Annotated in this window: 20 protein-coding genes and 1 pseudogene; 3 read left to right on the top strand and 18 right to left on the bottom strand. The window is 64.9% G+C overall.

Annotation, left to right across the window (positions count from 1 at the left end):
* Positions 1–293 precede the first annotated feature (293 nt).
* From K675_RS0119580 to K675_RS0119550, 7 genes are all read right to left on the bottom strand, one after another.
* Complete coding sequence (locus K675_RS0119580; protein ID WP_017905177.1) at positions 294–1265, bottom strand: ABC transporter ATP-binding protein; 972 nt, start codon at positions 1263–1265, stop codon at positions 294–296.
* Entirely contained in the window at positions 1262–2260 is a 999-nt protein-coding gene (locus K675_RS0119575) for an ABC transporter ATP-binding protein (protein WP_017905176.1), read from the bottom strand. Before K675_RS0119575 ends, K675_RS0119580 begins: the two co-directional genes overlap by 4 nt.
* Positions 2257–3138 (bottom strand): D,D-dipeptide ABC transporter permease, encoded by an 882-nt coding sequence (ddpC, locus tag K675_RS0119570; RefSeq protein ID WP_017905175.1) that lies wholly within the window; start codon positions 3136–3138, stop codon positions 2257–2259. The genes K675_RS0119575 and ddpC overlap by 4 nt, the downstream gene beginning before the upstream one ends.
* A 1-nt stretch (position 3139) precedes the next feature.
* Positions 3140–4156 (bottom strand): ABC transporter permease, encoded by a 1017-nt coding sequence (locus K675_RS0119565; protein WP_017905174.1) that lies wholly within the window; start codon positions 4154–4156, stop codon positions 3140–3142.
* Positions 4157–4226: 70 nt separating this feature from the next.
* The gene (locus K675_RS0119560; protein WP_017905173.1) at positions 4227–5807 is read right to left on the bottom strand and encodes an ABC transporter substrate-binding protein; all 1581 of its coding nucleotides are present in this window, start codon (positions 5805–5807) and stop codon (positions 4227–4229) included.
* 190 nt (positions 5808–5997) lie between these two features.
* Positions 5998–6537, bottom strand: a complete 540-nt coding sequence (ddpX, locus tag K675_RS0119555) for a D-alanyl-D-alanine dipeptidase (protein ID WP_017905172.1) — start codon at positions 6535–6537, stop codon at positions 5998–6000.
* A gap of 36 nt (positions 6538–6573) precedes the next feature.
* On the bottom strand, positions 6574–7434 hold the full coding sequence (locus tag K675_RS0119550) for a MurR/RpiR family transcriptional regulator (RefSeq protein WP_017905171.1): 861 nt from the start codon (positions 7432–7434) through the stop codon (positions 6574–6576).
* A 259-nt stretch (positions 7435–7693) separates the two neighbouring features.
* Here K675_RS0119550 and K675_RS0119545 point away from each other — a divergent pair, with 259 nt between their 5' ends.
* Positions 7694–8137 carry a CopD family copper resistance protein gene (locus K675_RS0119545; protein ID WP_026145361.1) on the top strand — a complete coding sequence of 148 codons (444 nt, stop codon included), beginning with the start codon at positions 7694–7696 and terminating at the stop codon, positions 8135–8137.
* A 39-nt stretch (positions 8138–8176) separates the two neighbouring features.
* Here K675_RS0119545 and cobA read toward each other — a convergent pair whose 3' ends face one another.
* From cobA to K675_RS0119495, 10 genes are all read right to left on the bottom strand, one after another.
* Positions 8177–9004: a uroporphyrinogen-III C-methyltransferase gene (gene cobA, locus K675_RS0119540; protein WP_017905169.1), complete on the bottom strand. Its 828-nt coding sequence runs from the start codon at positions 9002–9004 to the stop codon at positions 8177–8179.
* A 69-nt stretch (positions 9005–9073) separates the two neighbouring features.
* Positions 9074–10252: a heme d1 biosynthesis radical SAM protein NirJ gene (nirJ, locus tag K675_RS0119535; protein WP_017905168.1), complete on the bottom strand. Its 1179-nt coding sequence runs from the start codon at positions 10250–10252 to the stop codon at positions 9074–9076.
* Positions 10253–10278: 26 nt separating this feature from the next.
* Positions 10279–10782: an Lrp/AsnC family transcriptional regulator gene (locus K675_RS0119530; RefSeq protein ID WP_017905167.1), complete on the bottom strand. Its 504-nt coding sequence runs from the start codon at positions 10780–10782 to the stop codon at positions 10279–10281.
* Positions 10757–11200, bottom strand: a complete 444-nt coding sequence (locus K675_RS0119525; RefSeq protein ID WP_017905166.1) for an Lrp/AsnC family transcriptional regulator — start codon at positions 11198–11200, stop codon at positions 10757–10759. Before K675_RS0119525 ends, K675_RS0119530 begins: the two co-directional genes overlap by 26 nt.
* The gene (locus K675_RS0119520) at positions 11193–11705 is read right to left on the bottom strand and encodes an Lrp/AsnC family transcriptional regulator (protein ID WP_017905165.1); all 513 of its coding nucleotides are present in this window, start codon (positions 11703–11705) and stop codon (positions 11193–11195) included. Before K675_RS0119520 ends, K675_RS0119525 begins: the two co-directional genes overlap by 8 nt.
* A complete protein-coding gene (locus K675_RS0119515; RefSeq protein ID WP_017905164.1) occupies positions 11702–12160 on the bottom strand; it encodes an Lrp/AsnC family transcriptional regulator in 459 nt (152 codons plus the stop codon). The genes K675_RS0119520 and K675_RS0119515 overlap by 4 nt, the downstream gene beginning before the upstream one ends.
* A gap of 1 nt (position 12161) precedes the next feature.
* Positions 12162–13340: a cytochrome D1 domain-containing protein gene (locus K675_RS0119510; protein WP_017905163.1), complete on the bottom strand. Its 1179-nt coding sequence runs from the start codon at positions 13338–13340 to the stop codon at positions 12162–12164.
* Entirely contained in the window at positions 13337–13660 is a 324-nt protein-coding gene (locus K675_RS0119505) for a c-type cytochrome (protein WP_017905162.1), read from the bottom strand. The genes K675_RS0119510 and K675_RS0119505 overlap by 4 nt, the downstream gene beginning before the upstream one ends.
* Positions 13661–13675: 15 nt before the next feature.
* On the bottom strand, positions 13676–13990 hold the full coding sequence (locus tag K675_RS0119500; protein WP_017905161.1) for a c-type cytochrome: 315 nt from the start codon (positions 13988–13990) through the stop codon (positions 13676–13678).
* Between the two features lie 24 nt (positions 13991–14014).
* Positions 14015–15697 carry a cytochrome D1 domain-containing protein gene (locus K675_RS0119495; protein WP_017905160.1) on the bottom strand — a complete coding sequence of 561 codons (1683 nt, stop codon included), beginning with the start codon at positions 15695–15697 and terminating at the stop codon, positions 14015–14017.
* Positions 15698–16104: 407 nt separating this feature from the next.
* Between K675_RS0119495 and K675_RS0119490 the strand changes: the two genes are divergently transcribed.
* Both K675_RS0119490 and K675_RS0119485 read left to right on the top strand, forming a co-directional pair.
* Positions 16105–17295, top strand: coding sequence for an NnrS family protein (locus tag K675_RS0119490; protein ID WP_017905159.1), 1191 nt, complete (start codon positions 16105–16107; stop codon positions 17293–17295).
* Positions 17296–17326: 31 nt separating this feature from the next.
* Positions 17327–17764 carry a membrane protein gene (locus K675_RS0119485; RefSeq protein WP_017905158.1) on the top strand — a complete coding sequence of 146 codons (438 nt, stop codon included), beginning with the start codon at positions 17327–17329 and terminating at the stop codon, positions 17762–17764.
* Positions 17765–17816: 52 nt separating this feature from the next.
* Here the strand turns inward: K675_RS0119485 and K675_RS0119480 are convergent.
* Positions 17817–18293 (bottom strand): annotated as a pseudogene (locus K675_RS0119480) (hemerythrin domain-containing protein); the annotation flags it as partial.
* Positions 18294–18417 lie beyond the last annotated feature (124 nt).

Genomic DNA, 18417 nt, shown 5'->3' with positions numbered 1-18417 from the left:
CGTGTATCGCCTTGCTCCCACTTGCGCACGCTAGAGGCGGTGGCAAGTAGGAGCAGTGCCAACACGGGGTGGCTGAACTGCAAACCCTCGCGCAGGCATCTGATATCTGCCGTGTCTTTTGGCAAACCCATGCCAAAACACATATCGGTTTGCCATCCTGGCTGACATAAGCGTACGGTAACCGCCGATCTCTATGCTGCAGTCGATTGCCATTCAATCCCTTAGGTCAATTCTCGTAACCGATGGCTGGCGTGCTTGGCAAGAGGTGCCGATCGGTCCAGTTGGTGCCGCGATTAGCGCTGGATATGACACCGGACCCTTTGCTGTTCCGAGCCCACCATGACCTGGGGCTGCTCACAGCCCACGGTGCAGAGCCGGCAGCGTTCGCGAAAGAAACACCCCCGCGGCAGGCGCCGGTTGCCCGGCAGCTCGGTGGGCGCGGCCACCTGGTCGTCCTGCAGCGGCACACCCAGACGCGGCACCGCCTCGAACAGCAGGCGAGTGTAAGGATGCAGCGGCGTGTCCAGCACCTGGGCGGCGCTGCCCAGTTCGACGATCTGCCCCAGGTACATCACCGCCACCCGGTCGGCCATGTGCCGCACCACCGAGACGTTGTGCGAAATCAGGATGTAGGTCAGCTTGCGCGCCCGCTGCAGTTCGGCCAGCAGGTTGAGGATCTGCGCCTGCACCGAGATGTCCAGGGCCGAGGTCGGCTCGTCGAGGACGATGATGTCCGGGTCCGATGACAGCGCTCGGGCAATGGCGATCCGCTGGCGCTGACCTCCGGAGAACTGGTGGGGGAAGCGATCCAGGTATTCCGGGCGTATCCCGACCTGGGAAGCGACCTTGGCGGCGACCGCGCGCATCTGCTCACGGGACGGGTGTCCTCGGGCGTACAGCGGTTCGGTGATGATGCGCCAGATCGGCAGGCGCGGGTCGAGGGACGATTGCGGGTCCTGGAAGACGATCTGCACGTTGCGCCCGCTCTGGCCGTGAGCGTGTTCGGGCCAGTTCAGGGTACCGCTGCTGGGGGCGATCAGGCCCATCAGCAACTGCGCCAGGGTGCTCTTGCCGCAGCCGGATTCGCCGACGATGCCCAGGGTTTCGCCAGCCCGGACCTGCAGGTCGATGCCGTTCAGCGCATGGGCGTAGCCCCGCGGACGGCCAAGCCAGTCGTTGCTCACCGGAAAGCGCACGCGAACGTCGTCGAGTCGCAGGATTTCCGGCGCGGTTTGCGGTTGCGGATGAATGACGGCACTGTTCATTGCGACAGCTCCTTGGCCGGCAGCCAGCAGGCGCTCTTGCGTTGCTCGTTGCCGTTGATGGGGGTGAGGGACGGACGCTGGGCGCAGGCCGGCATGCGATGCGGGCAGCGTTCGCCGAAGGTGCAGCCCTCGGGCAGGGCGGCCAGGTTCGGCACCTGCCCGGGAATGGTCTGCAGCGGCTGCCCCGGCTCGACCATCTCCGGCAGGCCGCTGAGCAGCCCGCGAGTGTACGGGTGCTGCGGGTTGCCCATCACTTCGGCGGTGCTGCCTTGCTCGACCACCGCACCGGTGTACATCACATAGACCCGGTCGCAGAACTGCGAAACCAACGCCATGTCGTGGGTGATCAGCAGGATCGCGGTGCCTTTCTGCCGGGCCTTTTCGCGCAGCAACAGCAGCACCTGGCGCTGTACGGTCACATCCAGCGCGGTGGTCGGCTCGTCGGCGATCAGCAACTGCGGTTCGCAGGAGAACGCCAGGGCGATCATCACCCGCTGGCGCATACCGCCGGACAGCTCGAACGGGTAGGCGTCCAGCACCTGCTCGGGGCTGGCGATGTGCATGTCGCGCAGCAGGTCGATGGCCTTCTGGCGGGCTTCGGCGGCGCTGATCTTCTGGTGATGGATGATCACGTCGAGCATCTGCCGACCGATGCGCCGGGTCGGGTTCAGGGCGGTCATCGGTTCCTGGAAGATCATCGCCGCATCACGGCCGCGAATGTGCAGCAGGTCCTTTTCGGAGGCGGCCAGCATGTCGCGATCGAGCATGCTCAGGCTGCCGGCGGTGATGCGGTAGCTGCGTTCGGGCAGCAGGCGCATGCTGAGCATGGCGGTGACCGACTTGCCCGAGCCGGACTCGCCGACCACGCCGACGATCTCGCCGGGGTTGACGTGCAGGGAGACGCCGTTGAGCGCCTTGACGTTGTGCTTGTAGGCCGGGAATTCCAGGCTCAGGTTGTCGATGGCCAGGACGGGTGTGGCGGTGCTCATGGTCATTTCCCCTGTTGCCGTGGGTCGAGCAGATCGCGTACGCCATCGCCCAGCAGGTTGAAGCCGGTGGCGGTGATCAGGATCGCCAGGCCCGGAAAGGTCGAATACCACCAGTTGTCGAGGATGTAGTTGCGCCCGGTGGCGACCATCGCGCCCCATTCGGCGGTCGGTTGCTGGGCACCGAGGCCGATGAAGCCCAGGGCCGAGGCCATGAGGATGGCGCTGCCGATATCCAGGCTCAGTTGCACCAGCAAGGGCGGCATGGCGTTGCGCGCGACGTGCCAGTGGACCATGTGCCAGCGCCCGGCGCCGAAGGTCTGCGCGGCCTTGACGTACCCCATCTGGCGGATGCTCAGGGACTGGCCGCGGGCCAGGCGCACATAGGACGGGATCCGCACCAGGGTGATCGCCAGCATGGCATTGAACAGGCTGGCGCCCAGTGCGGCGGCCAGGGCCATGATCAGTACCAGAGAGGGCACCGACAGCATGATGTCCATCAGGCGCATGACCAGGGCGTCGAAACGCCCGCCGATCACCCCGGAGAAGCAGCCCAGCAGGCCGCCGATCAGGCACGAGGCAAAGGCCACGAACAGGCCGACCCCGACCGACTGCTGGCTGCCGAACAGCACACGGCTGAAGATGTCCCGGCCGACTTCATCGGTACCGAACCAGTGCTCGGCCGAGGGCTCTGCCAGGCGCTCGGCCAGGTTCAGGGCATTGGGATCGTGGCTGGCGAGCCACGGTGCGAAGATCATGCACAGCAGGACGATGGACGTGATTGTCAGCCCGGCCATGGTCAGTGGGCTGCGGCGGATCTGGTAGGCCAGGTAGGCGAACTTGTCGCCCCAGCGCGGGGTGCGGGTTGCACTCAAGGGTACGGACATTTCAGCTCACCTCGCCGATGCGTGGGTCGATCACGCGGTACAGAAGATCGATGGCCATGTTCAGCAACACATAGATGAAGGACACCAGGATCGCGAAGCCCATCACCGCCGGGAAATCCAGCGACTGGATCGACTTGACCACATAGGCGCCCATGCCGGGCCAGGCGAACACGGTTTCGGTCAGTACCGCGCCGTAGAGCAGGTCGCCGAGGGTCAGGCCGAGCACCGTCACCGACGGGATCAGCGCGTTGGGCAGCGCGTGGCGCAGGATCACCGTCCAGCGCGACAGGCCATAGGCCCGTGCGGTGCGGATGTAGTCCTCGCCCAGTTGATCGAGCATGGCCGAGCGGATCTGCCGGGCGACCACGCCGAGGGTGACGAAACCGAGAGTGGCGGCGGGGAGGATCAAGTGCCGCAGCACATCGACGAACAGGCTGCCGTCGCCGGCGATCAGCGCGTCGATCAGGTAGAAGCCGGTGAAGGTCGGCGGCGGTGTCAGCCCTTCCGACAAACGACCGCCACCCGGCAGCCAACCCAGTTGGCCGTAGAACAGCACGATGGTGCCCAGGCCCAGCCAGAACGCCGGGGTGGAAATGCCGGTCACCGCCAGGGTGCGGGCGATCTGGTCGATGGCGCGGTTGTGATACACCGCCGACAGCACGCCCAGCGGCACGCCGACCAGGATCGCCAGCAGCAGTGCGACCAGGGCCAGTTCCAGGGTGGCGGGGAAGAACGCCTGCAGGTCTTCCAGCACCGGCCGGTTGGTACGGATCGAGGTGCCGAGGTCACCGTGCAGCAGGTCCATCAGGTAGCGGCCGTATTGTTGATACAGCGGCAGGTCCAGGCCCAACTGGTGGCGGATGCCGGCCACCAGTTCATCGCTGGCGCGGTCGCCGGCGATCAGCCGGGCCGGGTCACCGGGAATCAGGTGGGAAATTGCGAATGTAATCAGCGAAACACCGAACACGACCAATACGAGGCCGAGCAGGCGCTTGCGCAACAGAGTCAGGAAGGCCATCTGGCACCTCAGTCACACGAACGACGGGAACGCCGCGCCCGCCGCGAACGGCCGGCGCGGGGGAGCAGGCTTACTTGCTCATGCTGCCCAGGTTGAAGACCTGTTCGAGCATCGGGTTGAACACGTAGCCCTTGACCGAATCACGCATCGGCAGGGTGTAGCTCTTCTGGTAGAGGTAGGCGTAGACGCTGTCCTTGAGTACCGCTTTCTGGGCGGTCTGGTACAGCTCGACGCGCTTGGCGGTGTCGCTGGTGGCCGCCGCTTCACGAATCAGCTTGTCGACTTCGGGGTTGCTGTAGAACGAGCGGTTGCCCTGCAGGCCCTGCATCTTGGAGTCGAACCAGAAGTTCATGAACATGTACGGATCGGCGAAGTCCGGGCTCCAGGCGCCGGCGGCGATGTCGTAGTCGGCCTGGCCGACGCGCTCGCGCAGGGTCGCGTTGGCGAGCTTTTCCAGCTTCAGGTTGACCCCCAGCGGGGCCAGCGCCGCCTGCAGGGTCAGGCCGATCGGTTCCCAGTTCGGGTCCTTGTCGGAGTACAGGTAGCTGAGCTGGGTGACCTTCTGCGGGGCCTTGGCCAGGCTCTCCTTGGCGGCGGCCAGGTCCTGTTTCATCGGCGGCAGCGAGCTGTCGTAGGCCCACATGCCATCCGGGATCGGGCCGTTCATCAGCTTGGCCTTGTCCTTGAGGATGCCCTTGACGATACCGCTGTAGTCCACCGCCTCGGTGATGCCACGGCGGGCGTCGACGCTGGTCAGCGGGCCCTTCTTGTTGTTCAGGTACAGGTAGGTCACGCGCAGCGACGGGAACTCCCTGACTGCTACACCAGGCTTCTTGGCGAGCACGCCGAGTTGGTCTTCGGGCATGTCCTCGATGATGTCCAGATCGCCTTTTTCCAGTTGCAGGCGACGCACCGACGGCTCGGCGATGATCTTGATGATCACGCTCTTCAGGGCCGGCTTGGCCCCGGCGTAATAGCTGTTGGGCTCCAGGGTCAGCGACTGTCCCTTCTGCCAGTTGCTCAGGCGGAAGGGGCCGGAGCCTGCGGTGTGGCTGGACAGCCAGGCGTTGACGTCGCTGCTCTTGTTCACCACGTCCGGGTTGATGATCGAGGCGCCGTTGTGGGCCAGGGTGAACAGGAACGGCGCGAACGGGGTCTTGAGGGTGAAGCGGATGGTCTGCGGATCGACCACCGACACCACCATGTCTTCGGGGAACGCCCCGGATGGCCCCTGCTTGAGGGTCATCAGGCGGTCGAAGGAAAACTTCACGGCCGTGGCGTCCACCGGTGCGCCGTCATCGAATTTGTTGCCGGCCTTGAGCTTGAACTCCCAGACCAGGTTGTCGGGGGAGACGGTCCAGCTTTCGGCCAGGTCGCCCTGGACTTCGGTGCTGCTCTTGTCGCCTTCGACCTTGTAGCCGACCAGGCGCTGGTAGGACGGGTAGGTGATGGTCCAGTCGTTGTTGTCGAAGGTCACCGCCGGGTCGAGGGTCTGCGGGTCGGCGGGCTTGCCGATGACCAGCGTGTCGGGTGGCGTGGCGGCGCTGGCGGCCTGCCAGGCGCCGAGGCTCAGGGCGCTGCACAGCAGGGTCAGCAGCAGCTTGCCGGTGCCGGGGGCGGTCTTGCGGGTCACGGTGTCGATAGGGTTCATGCCGGTTTCCTTGATCATTCGATGTATGGAAGTTCGTCAGGTTTTTTATAAAAGCTATAACCGGGCAGTTGCAGGTGAAGCGTAAGTGGCGCGGGTTATTGTTGTTCTCAGCCCCTTCGAAGCGGCTGTGCTGTGTGGCTTTCGAGACTCTCAGGTCCCTTTGCGCAGGTCTTGCGGTTCAGGCGGTGGCTTATTCGTCCTCCAGCAGCGGGTAGTCGTCGGCATTCGGCAATTCGTAGTGCCACCACTCGGTGGCGATGGCCTGGAACCCGGCGGCGAGCATCACCCCGAGCAGCAGCAGGCGATTGCGCTGCACCGTGACGGGCAGGTCGGGGTAGAACGGATGGGAGCGTTCCTCCATGGTGTCGAAGGCACTGCCCATGTCCAGCGGCTGGTTGTCGCTGTCGACCAGGGTCAGGTCCACCGCCACGCCACGGCTGTGGTGCGAACCCAGGTGCGGGTCGCGTACGTAGTCGTTGTTCGGTAACGCCTCCCACAGCAGGTGCTGGGCGTAGGGAGGGCGGTAGGCGTCATAGATGCGCAGGGTGTAGCCGGCCTGGCGGGCCAGCCGGCTGGCCAGTTCCAGGCGCCCGGCCGCCTCACGGTGCAGCCGGCAGCGGGCGGTGGGGTAGATCACTTTCCCGGCCAGGTTGTCCGCGCTGGCGTAGATCATGTCGATCTGCACCTGGTAGCGCTGGGCATCGATCTCTACAAGGGGGTTGTCGTTCACACAAACACTCCGGTTGGGACTTGCTGGGGCGATGTTTCAACCTTCGAACTGGCCGAAGGCTTTCTGCAGTTGGCGGTTACGGGTCAGGCGTTCGTCGAGACGATCGCCGTACTGCTCCGCCACCGCCGACACCACCAGGTTGAGCAGGCAGGTCAGTGGTGCGAGGGAGTCCCAGAACTGGCCGACATCGGTTTTCAGTTGCAGCAGGTCCAGGTCATGGTCACGGGCCCAGGGGCATTGCAGGTCGGTGATCAGCGCCAGGGGCAGGTCGTTGTCCCGGGCCACCTGGCAGAAGGTCTGGGCCACGCTGGAGTAGGCGCGGAAGTCGGCGATGATCGCGTAGGGATTGGCAAAGCCCGAGTTCAGCGTTTCGGCGTAGATACCCGAGAGACCGTCGACGTAATAGACCTTGGGACGGATGTATTCCAAGTGGCTGTGGAAGGCGGTGAGAATCCCGCGGGTCGACTGGATCCCCAGGATGAACACGGCGTCGGCCTCATGGATCCGCTGCACGATCCGGGCGAAGGCGTCGCTGCGGGCCAGGCCATAGGCGTGCTGGATGGCCTCGATTTCGCGGTGCATGGAGCGGTCGAGGGCGTCTTGCTGGTTGGACTCGGCACGAAAGGCACCGATCCGGTCGGTAATCAGCCAGGACGTCGACGCTTCGCCACGCAGGCTCTTTTTCACGTCGTCGATGTTCTGGTAACCCAGCGAACGCAGGAAGCGCCCCACGGAAATGCCGGTGGTCGAGGCATGCTGGGCGATGCTGTCGGCCGATTCGAACGGCAGCTGTTCCGGATTGCCCAGCAGGTAGCTGGCGATGCGCTTGCCGGTCGGGGTCAGGCTGGAGAACTGTTGCTCCAGTTGCTGCAGAAAGCTGTTTTTTTCCGTGGGCATGTCGGCGGGCCAGCGTTGGGTTTGTTATGTAGGTGTCATTTATCTTTATCGTGTTATGAACATAACATTGGTTCTCGAGATAGCACAATGCTTTTTTCAGCGCGATGGCGTGAGGTCGTCGTCGGTCCCGGAGGCGGATGCCTTGATCGATATCAACGGCGGTCGCGGAGGGTCACGCTAGCCTGCCTGCAAGCCGGTGTCCCGTATCGTCGAGGCGACGGGCCACTCCATTGTGTCTATCGTCGAGACCGGGGATTTCATGATCTACCCGCTGCTGCTCACCTTGCACCTGTTTGCCGCGCTGGTCTTCATCGGTACGGTGTTCTTCGAAGTCCTGTTCCTGGAGAACATCCGCCGACAACTGCCGGCCAAGGTCATGCTGCTGCTCGAACAGGGTGTCGGTCGACGCGCCCGGACATTGATGCCAGGAGTGCTGCTGGTGCTGTTCGGTGCCGGGCTGGGCATGGTCTGGCTGCGCTATCTGCCGGTCCTCGAGCATCCACTGGCGTCTTCCTTCGGCACCCTGCTCAGCTTGAAGATACTGCTTGCCTTCAGCGTGCTCGGGCATTTTCTGGTGGCCCTGTTCCTGCTCAGGAGTGCTCGCATGACCGACCGCCACCAGCATTTCATTCACTACAGTGTGTTCACGCACATGGTGCTGATCGTGTTGCTGGCCAAATGGATGTTCTATCCGGGTTGGTGAGCCGGTCCCAGGGGCATCGGCTCGATAACCGGAAGATCGCTACGGTTGGCCTTGTCGTGCATGACCGGGCTGAACACGCGCCGGATGCTCCAGTGGCCGACCATCGAACAGGTCGACCACCTGGCCGATCACGGTCAGTGTCGGTATTCCGGGTGGGCAGCCACGCGCCAGCTCGGGCAGTTGGTACAGGCTGCCACGGATGACCTGCTGGTCGGGCAGGGTGCCGTTGCTGATCAGCGCCGCCGGTGTCCGGGCGGGCAAGCCGGCTTCGATCAGGCGCCGCGCGATGACCGCCAGGTTGGACAGGCCCATGTAGAACACCAGGGTCTGGCTGCCGTCGGCCAGGCTGTTCCAGGGCAATGACAGCTCGTTGTCCTTCTGCAGGTGGCCGGTGATGAAACGGCAGGAGTTGGCCAGGTCGCGATGGGTCAGGGCGATACCGGCGTACGCACTGCAGCCGGAGGCCGCGGTGACACCGGGCACCACCTGGCAGGCAATGCCTCGTTGCAGCAGGTAGTCGAGTTCTTCGGCGCCACGGCCGAAGATGAATGGGTCGCCACCCTTGAGGCGCACCACCCGTTGCCCTTGGTTGGCGAGCTCGGCGAGCAGTGCGTTGATCTGCTCCTGGGGCAGACTATGGCAACCGTTGGCCTTGCCGACGTAGTGGCGGGCGCAAGCGAGGGGAAGCAGGCCCAGCAGCGCGTGGCTGACGAGGCGGTCATAGACCACGGCATCGGCCTGCTGCAACAGGCTCCAGGCCCGCAGTGTCAGCAGGCTCGGATCGCCGGGGCCGGCGCCGACCAGGGCGACTTCACCCGCGCGGAACGAGGACTCAAGCGTGGGCGGTAGGGTAATGGAGGCTGGCATGGAAAATCCTTGGGCTTCATCAGGTGGGCCGGCTGCCGTGCTCTGTCGGACGGCTCGCCGGCTGGCGTTTCAATGCATGACGCAGGGGATGAGGGGCACGGGCTCGAGGCCGATCTCTTCATCGCTCAGGTGACAGCCGGGGTCCTGACCCCAGAGGTCGCCTTCGGCCCAGGCGCGGGTCCGGGTATTGCCATTGCAGATCGCCAGCCAGCGGCATTGCCCGCAACGGCCACCGATGCGGCGGGGGTGCTCACGCAGGCGCCGCAGCAGGGGATCGGGCTGCTCCAGCCAGAGGGTACGAAAGGGCGTACGCCGTACATTGCCCACCGAGTGCTGCCACCAGTAGGTATCCGGGTGCACTTCGCCGGTGTTGTCGATGTTGGCGATGCCACTGCCCGAAGCGTTGCCGCCCCAGTCCAGCAGCATTTCCCTCAGCGCCTGGTAGTGTTCCGGCAGGCGCCGGCCTACCCAGTGCAGCAGCAGAATGGCGTCGGCATCGTTGTTGCCGCTGACGAAGTCGCTGTCGCGGCCTTGCCGGATGTCTTTCCAGGCCCGCTCGAAGATCAGGTTCATGGCGTCGCGGCTCATCTGCCGATGGGCGTCGAGCCGGCGGCTGCGCCTGCCACGGCCGCTGTAGTTGAGGTGCGACAGGTAGAACTTCTGCACGTCGTACTCGCGCATCAGGTCCAGCAACCCTGGCAGTTGCGCATGATTGGCCTGGGTCAAGGTGGTGCGCAGCCCGACGCGAATGCCCTGCTCGCGACACAGCCGGATCGCCCGCATGGAGCTTGCGAAGCTGCCCTTGAGCTGGCGAAAGGCATCATGGGTCTGCTCCAGGCCATCGATGCTGATCCCGACATAATCGAAGTGGGCCTCGGCGATCTGCCCGATGTTGTGTTCATCGATCAGTGTGCCGTTGCTGGACAGGGCGACGAACAGACCCTTGCTGCGGGCATGGGCGCTGAGCTCGAACAGATCGTCACGCAGCAGCGGTTCGCCGCCGGACAGGATCAGCACTTTCACGCCGGCCTGGTGCAGGTCGTCGATCACCGCTCGTGCGGCGGCCGTATCCAGTTCATCGCGAAAGACGCTGTCGGCGGAGGTCGCATAACAGTGCCGGCAGGTCAGGTTGCAGCGGCGCAGCAGGTTCCAGATCACCACCGGCGGCCGCGGGCTGCCCGGCGGGCGGGTTCTGGGTGCGGCTCCCTGGTCGGCCAGGGCGCGCAGGTATTGGCTGATCCTCAACATGTCGGTCTCCTCGGCTCGGCGGGTGTTCAGCGTTGTACGGGCGGTAGCCGCAAGCCGGTTTTCTTCAGGATGCGGCTGCTCACCAGCATCTCGTCGGCCATGCAGGCACCTCCCAGCAGGTCGCGCAGTTGCGTGCGATAAAGCTCGATCTCCTCGCGGCTGCGGCCATGGACCATGGCGAACAGGTTGTAGCGCCAGCCATCCTGGCGCGGACGTCGGTAGCAGTGACTGACGAAGGACTGTGCACCGATCAGCGCGCCGAGTCGCGGCATCTGCTCATCCTGCACGTCCCAGACCGTCATGCCGTTGTGGCGATAGCCCAGGCGATAGTGATTCGGGACGGCGCCGATGCGCCGGATCGCCCCTTGTGCCTGCAGGCGACTGAGCAGGTCCAGCGTGGCGTCGACGTTCAGCCCAAGCTGTTCGGCGAGCCAGGCCCAGGGGTCTTCCAGCAGGGGCAGGCCGGCCTGGGTCAGCTCGACCAGCCGTTGGGCCAGGACCGAGTCAGACCGGGAGATAGAGACCGACATGGTAGGTGTGCTCCTTGGGCAGGTTCAGTGGCGTCAGGCCGGTCAGGCTTTCGATCCGCTGCAGGGTTTCGGTGATGGCCTGTGGGGTCGGGCAGGCAAGGACGAACCACATGTTCCAGGCGTGTTCGCGTCGATAGTTGTGGGCCACGGCGGGCAGGGCGTGCAGTTGTTCGGCCACCGTGTCGAAGCGTTCTTCCGGGACCGCCAGCGCCGCCAGGGTGAACGCGCCACCCAGTTGTTCGATGTCGAACATCGGGCCGAAGCGGCTGAGGGTGCCGTCGTCGAGCAACGCCTGGACGCGTTCGAGCAGTTCGCTGCCGTGGTTGCCCAGCTCTTCGGCCAGCGCCCGCCAGGGCTGGCGCACCAGTGGCAGGCCCCGTTGCAGGCGGTTGATCAGGCGGCGATCGAGTTCATCCATGGCGCTGTACCCGTGTCGAGGCGGTGAAGCGTCCCCCGCACTGCTTGAAGGCATGGGTGCTGAACAACAGTTGATGGGGCAGGTCACTCAGTTGCTGCTCGTCGAGCAAGGCCTGGATGTGCGCCTCGACCTGTTCGCGCTGGCGACCGTGGATCATGCAGAACAGGTTGTAGCGCCATTGCGGCAGACGCCGGGGGCGTTGATAGCAGAGGCTGACACCGGCGGCCTGGCCCAGGCGCCGGCCGACCTCGTCGACCAGGGCATCCGGAATGTCCAGCACCAGCATGGCGTTGGCGGTAAAACCCAGGGCGCGGTGATTGAGCACCAGGCCCTGGCGGCGGAACAGGCCCTGCTCCTGCCACTGCCGCATCTGCTCGAGCACCTGCTGTTCACTGGCCGTGATCCGATCGGCGAGGGCGCGGTAGGGTCGCGAGACCAGTGGCAGTCCGGCTTCCAGGTGCCGGCGTAGCATCAGGGTCTGTATCGGGCTGAGTCCAGGCTTCATGGTGCGTCTCCCAGGGCGAAACCGAGGTCGATGCGGTAGGCGGTCAGCATCGGCAGGTCCAGGGGCGCGAGGCCGGTGTCCTGCTGCAGTTCGTCGAGAACCTGGTCGATGTGTGCACGATCGGGGCCGGTCAGCACGAACCACAGGTTGTAGGCATGTTCGCGGGCATAGTTGTGATTGACCTCGGGGTACCGGCTGACGCGTTCGGCGACCTGCAGCAGACGCTCGGCAGGAACGGCCAGGGCTGCCAGGGTGCTGGCCCCGGCGCGGCTGTGTTCGAACACCGGGCCGACACGGGACAGGCGGCCGCTGCGGTCCAGGTGCCGCAGGCATTCCAGCAATTGTTCCTCGGTGCAACCCAAGGTGTCGGCCATCTCCCGGTAGGGTTGCGGGCACAGCGGCATGCCGTGCTGGAAGCGGTTCATCAACTGACGGGCAAGCGAATCCATGTCCATCTCAGTACCCCATTCTTTGCGCGCGACTGCTGAAGAAAATGCCGCTCGGCGAGCTGGCCGGCAGGCTGGCCAGGCGCTCGAGGCGGTACGGATCCCAGACCTGCACCTGGTCACCGTCGCGTGCAGACAGCCACAACTGGTCGCCACGGGCGGTGAATTCCATGTGCAGCACCGCCGGCCCCGGGCGCAGATCGGCGACCAGGGCATGGGTTTCGGTGTCGATGACCTGCACCCGATCATTGTCCGGGTAGGCGAAATTGACCCACAGTTGGCGGCCGTCCGGGCGTGCGGTGACGAACACCGGCTGGCCGGCCACCGCGATGGTCGCCGTCTGCCGCCAGGTGCGCGGGTCCATGACCAGCACCTGGTGGTGACCGACGGCGGGCACGAAGGCCTGGTCGGCGGCCAGTGCCCAGCCTTCCAGATGTGGCATCTTGTAGACCGGCAGCTTCTCCTGGCCACGGCCGTAGTGGCCGAGCACCCGCCGCACGCCACGTTCCGGGTGCCAGAGGTCGAGCTGGGCCATGCCGTCCTCGCCGAACAGGCCAGCCATGTAGTAGCGGCCGTCCGGGGTGATCAGGGCATCGTAGGGCTGCCGGCCGATGTCCTGGTAGCGCTCGATCCGCGGTGTGTTGCCCTGACTGAAATCGGCGCTCCAGATCTCGCCGGTGTCGAACAGGCTGAACACGAAACGTTGCCCGGGCGCGTCCACCAGGCCGACCACCCGTGAACGTTTGCCGCCATCGGCCAACGGTGTGGCGGGAATGTCGGCGACCTGCTGCAAGGTCGCGGCGTCGAAGACCTTGACGCCGCCGGGCACGTAGTTGGAGACCGCGATCAGCTTGCCGTTCTGGCTGATGGCGCCGCCGATGCTGTTGCCGCCCTGGATGATGCGGCGGTCGAGTCGGCGTTCGAGCAGGTCGATCCGACTCAGCCCGCCATCCCGGCCGAATACATAGGCGTAGCGCTGGTCGGGGGAGAACACCATCGAGGCATGGGACAGATCGCCCAGTCCTTCGATACGAGCCAGCGCGCTCTGGTGGCTGCTTTCGATGATTTGTACGCTGCCGCTGGCGCGCTCCACCACCACGCCCAGGTCGCCAGTCCCTCGCGGGGCAACCTGGGTGCAGGCGGACAGCAGCAGGGCGGTCGTGGTGGAAAACAGGATGGAACGGATCATGGTGCGGGGTATCCCTTCAGAAGAAGATCGACCAGCCAACGGATGTCGGCGTCGCTGAGCAGGGGAGCCCAGCCGGGCATCGCGGTGCCGGGGCGGCCGAGGGCGACCGTGGCGACCAGGCTGTCACGGGACTTGCCGGCCAGGGCCGTACGGGTCAGCTCGGGGCCGAGTCCGCCGGTCATGTGCAGCCCGTGGCAGGCACCGCAGTCCTGGGTCAGCAGGTGTTCGAGTTGGGCCTGGCGCCGGCTGTCCGGCGCCGCGACCGAGGTGATGGACATGAGCAGGAGGGCGGTGGCAATCGTCATGTGGTGGAGCTTCATGCGCCCTCCTGGTGGCTACTTGAGCGTCAACACCCAACTGGCGAGGGTCTTCGCTTCTTCCTCGGTGACCGGGTTGGCCGGCATGGGAATCGGCCCCCAGTTACCCTGCGTACCGTTCCTGATGTGCCCGGCGAGGGTGTCCACCGCGCCGTTCACCCCGGCATTTTTCGCCGCGACCTCCTTGAGCGAGGGACCGACCAGCTTGCTGTCGATGGCATGGCAGGCGCCGCAGGGTTTGCTCTTGAACAGTTCCTGTGCGTCCTGGGCGACGGTGGGTTGGGCACTCAGTGCGGCCCCCAGAACGAGCAGTGAAAACAGCGTACTTTTCATGACGATTCCTTGTATTGATGGGGCTCAATAGATGTCGTTCTGGGTGTTGTAGACGTTGAATTTCCCGGTCGGGGTGATCAGTCGCGGATCCTTGATCACCGCCTTGAGCTTGAGCGTCTTGTCATCGATGACCACCAGCGCCGATTCGTCCGACTGACCACTCCAGACGGAGAACCAGACCTCGTCACCGGCCTTGTTGTACTCCGGTTGCACCACGCGCATGGCGCCCTGCTTGAGACCGGCGTACTCGGCGATGGGCAGCGAGGTGTAGCCGGCATCGAGCTTGTCGAGGTTGAACACCGCCACCGACTGGCTCAGCTTGGGGGCCGGGTTGAAGGTGGTGTCGACGTACAGGTGGCGCGAGGCGGGATGGGTCTTGATGAACAGCGAACCACCGCCCTGGCCCTTGAGCGAAGCCACCTGTTTCCAGGCGTACCGCGGGTGCTTGACCGGGTCGGTACCGATCAGCGAGATGGCGTCGTCGCCCAGGTGGCTGGTGGCCCAGACCGGGCCGTACTGCGGGTGCTCGAAGTTGGCGCCACGCCCCGGATGCGGGGTCTTGCCGACATCCACCAGGGCGCTCAGCTTGCGTTCCCGGGAGTCGATCACCGCGACCTTGTTGGAGTTGTTGGCGGCGGTCATGAAGTAGCGGTGCGTACTGTCCCAGCCGCCGTCATGCAGGAATGGCGCGGCGTCGATGTAAGTGATGGTGAGGTTCTTGATGTCCTTGTAGTTGACCAGCATGACCTTGCCGGTTTCCTTGACGTTGACGATGAATTCCGGCCATTCGTGGGAGGCGATGATCGCCGCGACCCGGGGTTCGGGGTGGTATTCCTGCTTGTCGACGGTCATGCCGCGGGTGGAAACGATCTGTTTGGGCTCCAGGGTCTCGCCGTCCATGAGGGTGAACTGTGGCGGCCAGTAGGCACCGGCGATGGCGTACTTGTCTTCGTAGCCCTTGAACTTGGAGGTCTCCACCGAGCGTGCCTCGATGCCCACCTTGATCTCGGCGACCTTGGTCGGCTCCTCGGGCCACAGGTCGATCATGTCGATGCGTGCGTCGCGGCCGATCACCAGCAGGTAGCGCCCGGAGGCGGAGATGCGCGAGATGTGCACCGCGTAGCCGGTCTCGATGACCTTGACGATCCGCTTGCTGTCGCCGTCGATCAGGGCGATCTTGCCGTCGTCGCGCAGGGTCACCGAGAACAGGTTGGGCAGGTTGAGCGTGTTCAGTTGTCGCTTCGGACGATCCTCGGGCTTGACCAGCAGTTTCCAGGTTTTCAGCGTCTCGGCCATGCCCCACTCCGGCGGCGTCGGCGGTGTGTGCTGGATGAACTTGGCCATGGCCGTGATCTGCTCCTTGGTCAGGGCATTGGAGGTGCCCCAGTTCGGCATGCCGGCCGGCGAGCCGTAGGTGATCAGGGCCTCCAGGTAGGCCTGGCCGCGTGCCTGGGTGATGTCCGGAGTCAGCGGCTTGCCGGTGGCGCCCTTGCGCAACACGCCATGACAACCGGCGCAGCGCTGAAAGTAGATCTCCTTCGATGAGTCGAACTCGGCCTGGCTCAGGTCGGGTGCTCCGGCGGTCTTGACCATGGTTGGAACACTGGCGGCTTCGGCGGCACCGGCGGCCTGGCCTGGCACCAGGGCCAGCGCCGAACTCAGGGCGGCGGCGGTCAGGGTGAATAAACTTCTAGGGCTGGTCAGCATTCCATTTCTCCTCAGGCAGGGCCTTTCGATGCGCTGCGATGGCAGTGCCGGCTCCGGTTGCCAGCAAGGCTATGCCGTGGCGGACTGATGGCCGTTTGACGGCGATCAAGTTTGTTGCCGGTGTGCTGGGGCGGGTTGTCGCAGGGCTGGGGATTTGCGGCGAAAAGGGTCGAAATGACCCTGAAAAAGTGAGTCGAAATGACCCGTCATGGGTCGAAATGACCGCCATCGTCAGGTGCCACGTCCCGGCGGGCCGGCGTTGGCGACATCGCGTGGCGGGGCATGCCGTTTGCACTGTTGATTTGTGACAAGGGTGTTCAGTCGCGAATGCCCGATGATTGCCACCTGGATTCACCCTGTGCTTGCGGATGAGTGTCAGGTCGGCGGCAAGGTAGAGGAGTGGCTTTATGCAAGTGCTTGAGCGCAGCAAGGCGCTGGCGATCACACCATTGTTCCGGTTGGCCTTCCGGCCGTTCTTTTTGGCGGGCTGCGTGCTGGCGGCGCTGGTCATGCCGCTGTGGCTGACAGCGCTTGGCGGCTCGATCAGTGACTGGACACCGGCCGGTGGCTGGCTGGGCTGGCATCGACATGAACTGCTGTTCGGCTTTGGTCTGGCAATCATTGCCGGCTTCCTGCTGACCGCCGTGCAGACCTGGGCCGGTCGCCCCGGACTGTGCGGCAAGCCGCTGGCAGCGTTGGCGCTACTGTGGCTGGGCGCACGGCTGGCCTGGTTGACCAACGCGCCGGGGTGGCTGCTGGTGCCGTTGGAACTGGCCTTCCCGTTGGCGGTGGCCGGGGTCATGGGGCGCACGTTGTGGGCGGTGCGACAGCAGCGCAACTACCCGATCGTGGTGGTCCTGCTGTTGCTGGCCGGGGTCGACGCCGTGTCCTTGTACGGTCTGTCCGAGGGGCACGAGGGCTGGCAGCGCCAGGGCGTGCTGGGTGGGCTCTGGCTGGTGGCGGCGATGATGAGCCTGATCGGCGGGCGGGTCATTCCGTTCTTCACCCAGCGAGGCCTGGGGCGTACTGCGGGTGTTGCCGCCTGGCCCTGGCTGGACTGGCTGTTGCTGGGCGGCTCGGCACTGGCGGCGCTGGCTTATGCCTCGGGAGTGGCACTGTCGCCCAACGCCTGGATCGGCGGGTTGTTCGCGATGCTGGCGGCGGGGCATGGGGTACGTCTGGTGCGCTGGCAGGACCGGGGGCTCTGGCGCGTGCCGTTGCTGTGGTCGTTGCACCTGGCCTATGGCTGGCTGGCGCTGGCCTGCCTGGTCGTCGCGCTGTGGCAGTTCGGCGTGGCATTGAACCCGAGCCTGGCCGTGCACTGTCTGACGGTCGGTGCCATGAGTGGCCTGATCCTGGCGATGATCGCGCGGGTCAGCCTCGGGCATACCGGGCGTGCACTGCAGCCGCCGTCGGGCATGACCATGGCGTTCGTGTTGCTGAACCTGGCGTGTTTCAGTCGTGTCGTGCTGATCGGTTTCTTCCCGCTGCCGGCACTCTGGCTGGCCGGTTTGTGCTGGGCCCTGGCCTTTGCCCTGTATGCCTGGCGCTACGGGCCGATGCTGCTGCGGGCCCGGGTCGATGGCCACCCGGGATGAATTGACGGTTCATGGCCAAGGGAGGGCGCAGATGTATCCCTATCTGCTGGTGACACACCTGTTGGCGGCGATTGCCTTTATCGGGACGTTGTTCTTCGAAGTCCTGATCTGGCCGCCTGCTCGCCAGCAGTTGACGGATGCGGCCCGCTCGAGGGCGGATCAGGCGATTGCCGCGCGTTCGCGCAAGGTGCTGCATGGCGTGGTCGTGCTGTTGTATGGCGCCGGTCTCGGTATGGCGTGGCACTACCGCGACGTACTCGGGCACCCCCTGGACAGCCGGTTCGGCCTGTTGTTGAGCCTGAAGGTCCTGCTGGCGCTGAGCATCATCGGTCACTACCTGCTGTTGGCTCGCGGGTTGAAAAACGGGCGTATCACGTCCGCTCGGGCCTTGCGGATCCGTCGCAGCATTCTCGGGCACATGGTGTTGATCGTGATTCTGGCCAAGGCCATGTTCTTCTGGCATGGCTGAGGCAGGTGGGAAGAACCCTGCCCGGCGTCGGGCTGGCAGGGTTCCGGGAACATCAATGGGCAGGGTTCAGGGCATTGGCGAACAACACGTTGTTTTCCAGGTGGATGTGCTGCACCAGGTCGTCGTGAAACGCCTGCAGTCCGTCATACAAGGTGCGCCAGGTGTGACAGGCGTCGGCCGGTGGGGTGAATTCATGGGTCAGTGCCCGCAACCTGTCCAAGGCCTGGCCGTGCTGGTCGTGCTCGAACAGCATCACCTGGATCGGTGGCGCGGCCCGCGCTCCGAAACCGTGTTGCAGCAGCGGAAAGAGCACATGCTCCTCCTTGCACATATGGCTTTCGAGCTCCTGTTGCATGTCGGTCAACAAGTCGGCCAGGCCGGTGGGGCAGTCGGCATGTGCGCCATGCACGTGCTCGACCCGGCGCGCCAGGCGGATCAGTTCCGGCAGTTGTTCGCGGTGGCGGGCGTGATAGCGCGTCAACAGGTGGGAGATCAGTTGGGGCGCCGGTTCATCGCGCCAACTTTGTTCCAGCAGGGTCAGGCTCATCGGATTTCCTCGTTTGTCCGTTCAGCGATCTGCCAGGCCGTTGCATCCCGTATGCCAGGGGCGATGGCTTGATTTTGTTGGGTTTGTTTTTGGTCGTGGTGGAATC

Origin of the sequence: Pseudomonas fuscovaginae SE-1 (genome assembly GCF_000364705.1) — a bacterium.
Classification (GTDB): domain Bacteria; phylum Pseudomonadota; class Gammaproteobacteria; order Pseudomonadales; family Pseudomonadaceae; genus Aquipseudomonas; species Aquipseudomonas fuscovaginae_A.
The sequence above is the reverse complement of the archived record's forward strand: the minus strand, read 5'-3'. Positions and strand labels throughout refer to the sequence as shown.

Excerpts from the sequence above, each read along its gene's own strand:
- ddpC (WP_017905175.1), bottom strand. The coding sequence starts at position 3,138 with ATGTCCGTACCCTTGAGTGCAACCCGCACCCCGCGCTGGGGCGACAAG.
- K675_RS0119485 (WP_017905158.1), top strand. The coding sequence starts at position 17,327 with ATGTATCCCTATCTGCTGGTGACACACCTGTTGGCGGCGATTGCCTTT.
- K675_RS0119500 (WP_017905161.1), bottom strand. The coding sequence starts at position 13,990 with ATGAAAAGTACGCTGTTTTCACTGCTCGTTCTGGGGGCCGCACTGAGT.
- K675_RS0119530 (WP_017905167.1), bottom strand. The coding sequence starts at position 10,782 with ATGTCGGTCTCTATCTCCCGGTCTGACTCGGTCCTGGCCCAACGGCTG.
- K675_RS0119545 (WP_026145361.1), top strand. The coding sequence starts at position 7,694 with ATGATCTACCCGCTGCTGCTCACCTTGCACCTGTTTGCCGCGCTGGTC.
- K675_RS0119520 (WP_017905165.1), bottom strand. The coding sequence starts at position 11,705 with ATGAAGCCTGGACTCAGCCCGATACAGACCCTGATGCTACGCCGGCAC.
- K675_RS0119505 (WP_017905162.1), bottom strand. The coding sequence starts at position 13,660 with ATGAAGCTCCACCACATGACGATTGCCACCGCCCTCCTGCTCATGTCC.
- K675_RS0119550 (WP_017905171.1), bottom strand. The coding sequence starts at position 7,434 with ATGCCCACGGAAAAAAACAGCTTTCTGCAGCAACTGGAGCAACAGTTC.
- K675_RS0119495 (WP_017905160.1), bottom strand. The coding sequence starts at position 15,697 with ATGCTGACCAGCCCTAGAAGTTTATTCACCCTGACCGCCGCCGCCCTG.
- K675_RS0119580 (WP_017905177.1), bottom strand. The coding sequence starts at position 1,265 with ATGAACAGTGCCGTCATTCATCCGCAACCGCAAACCGCGCCGGAAATC.
- K675_RS0119575 (WP_017905176.1), bottom strand. The coding sequence starts at position 2,260 with ATGACCATGAGCACCGCCACACCCGTCCTGGCCATCGACAACCTGAGC.
- K675_RS0119565 (WP_017905174.1), bottom strand. The coding sequence starts at position 4,156 with ATGGCCTTCCTGACTCTGTTGCGCAAGCGCCTGCTCGGCCTCGTATTG.
- cobA (WP_017905169.1), bottom strand. The coding sequence starts at position 9,004 with ATGCCAGCCTCCATTACCCTACCGCCCACGCTTGAGTCCTCGTTCCGC.
- K675_RS0119510 (WP_017905163.1), bottom strand. The coding sequence starts at position 13,340 with ATGATCCGTTCCATCCTGTTTTCCACCACGACCGCCCTGCTGCTGTCC.
- nirJ (WP_017905168.1), bottom strand. The coding sequence starts at position 10,252 with ATGTTGAGGATCAGCCAATACCTGCGCGCCCTGGCCGACCAGGGAGCC.
- K675_RS0119560 (WP_017905173.1), bottom strand. The coding sequence starts at position 5,807 with ATGAACCCTATCGACACCGTGACCCGCAAGACCGCCCCCGGCACCGGC.
- K675_RS0119515 (WP_017905164.1), bottom strand. The coding sequence starts at position 12,160 with ATGGACATGGATTCGCTTGCCCGTCAGTTGATGAACCGCTTCCAGCAC.
- K675_RS0119490 (WP_017905159.1), top strand. The coding sequence starts at position 16,105 with ATGCAAGTGCTTGAGCGCAGCAAGGCGCTGGCGATCACACCATTGTTC.
- K675_RS0119525 (WP_017905166.1), bottom strand. The coding sequence starts at position 11,200 with ATGGATGAACTCGATCGCCGCCTGATCAACCGCCTGCAACGGGGCCTG.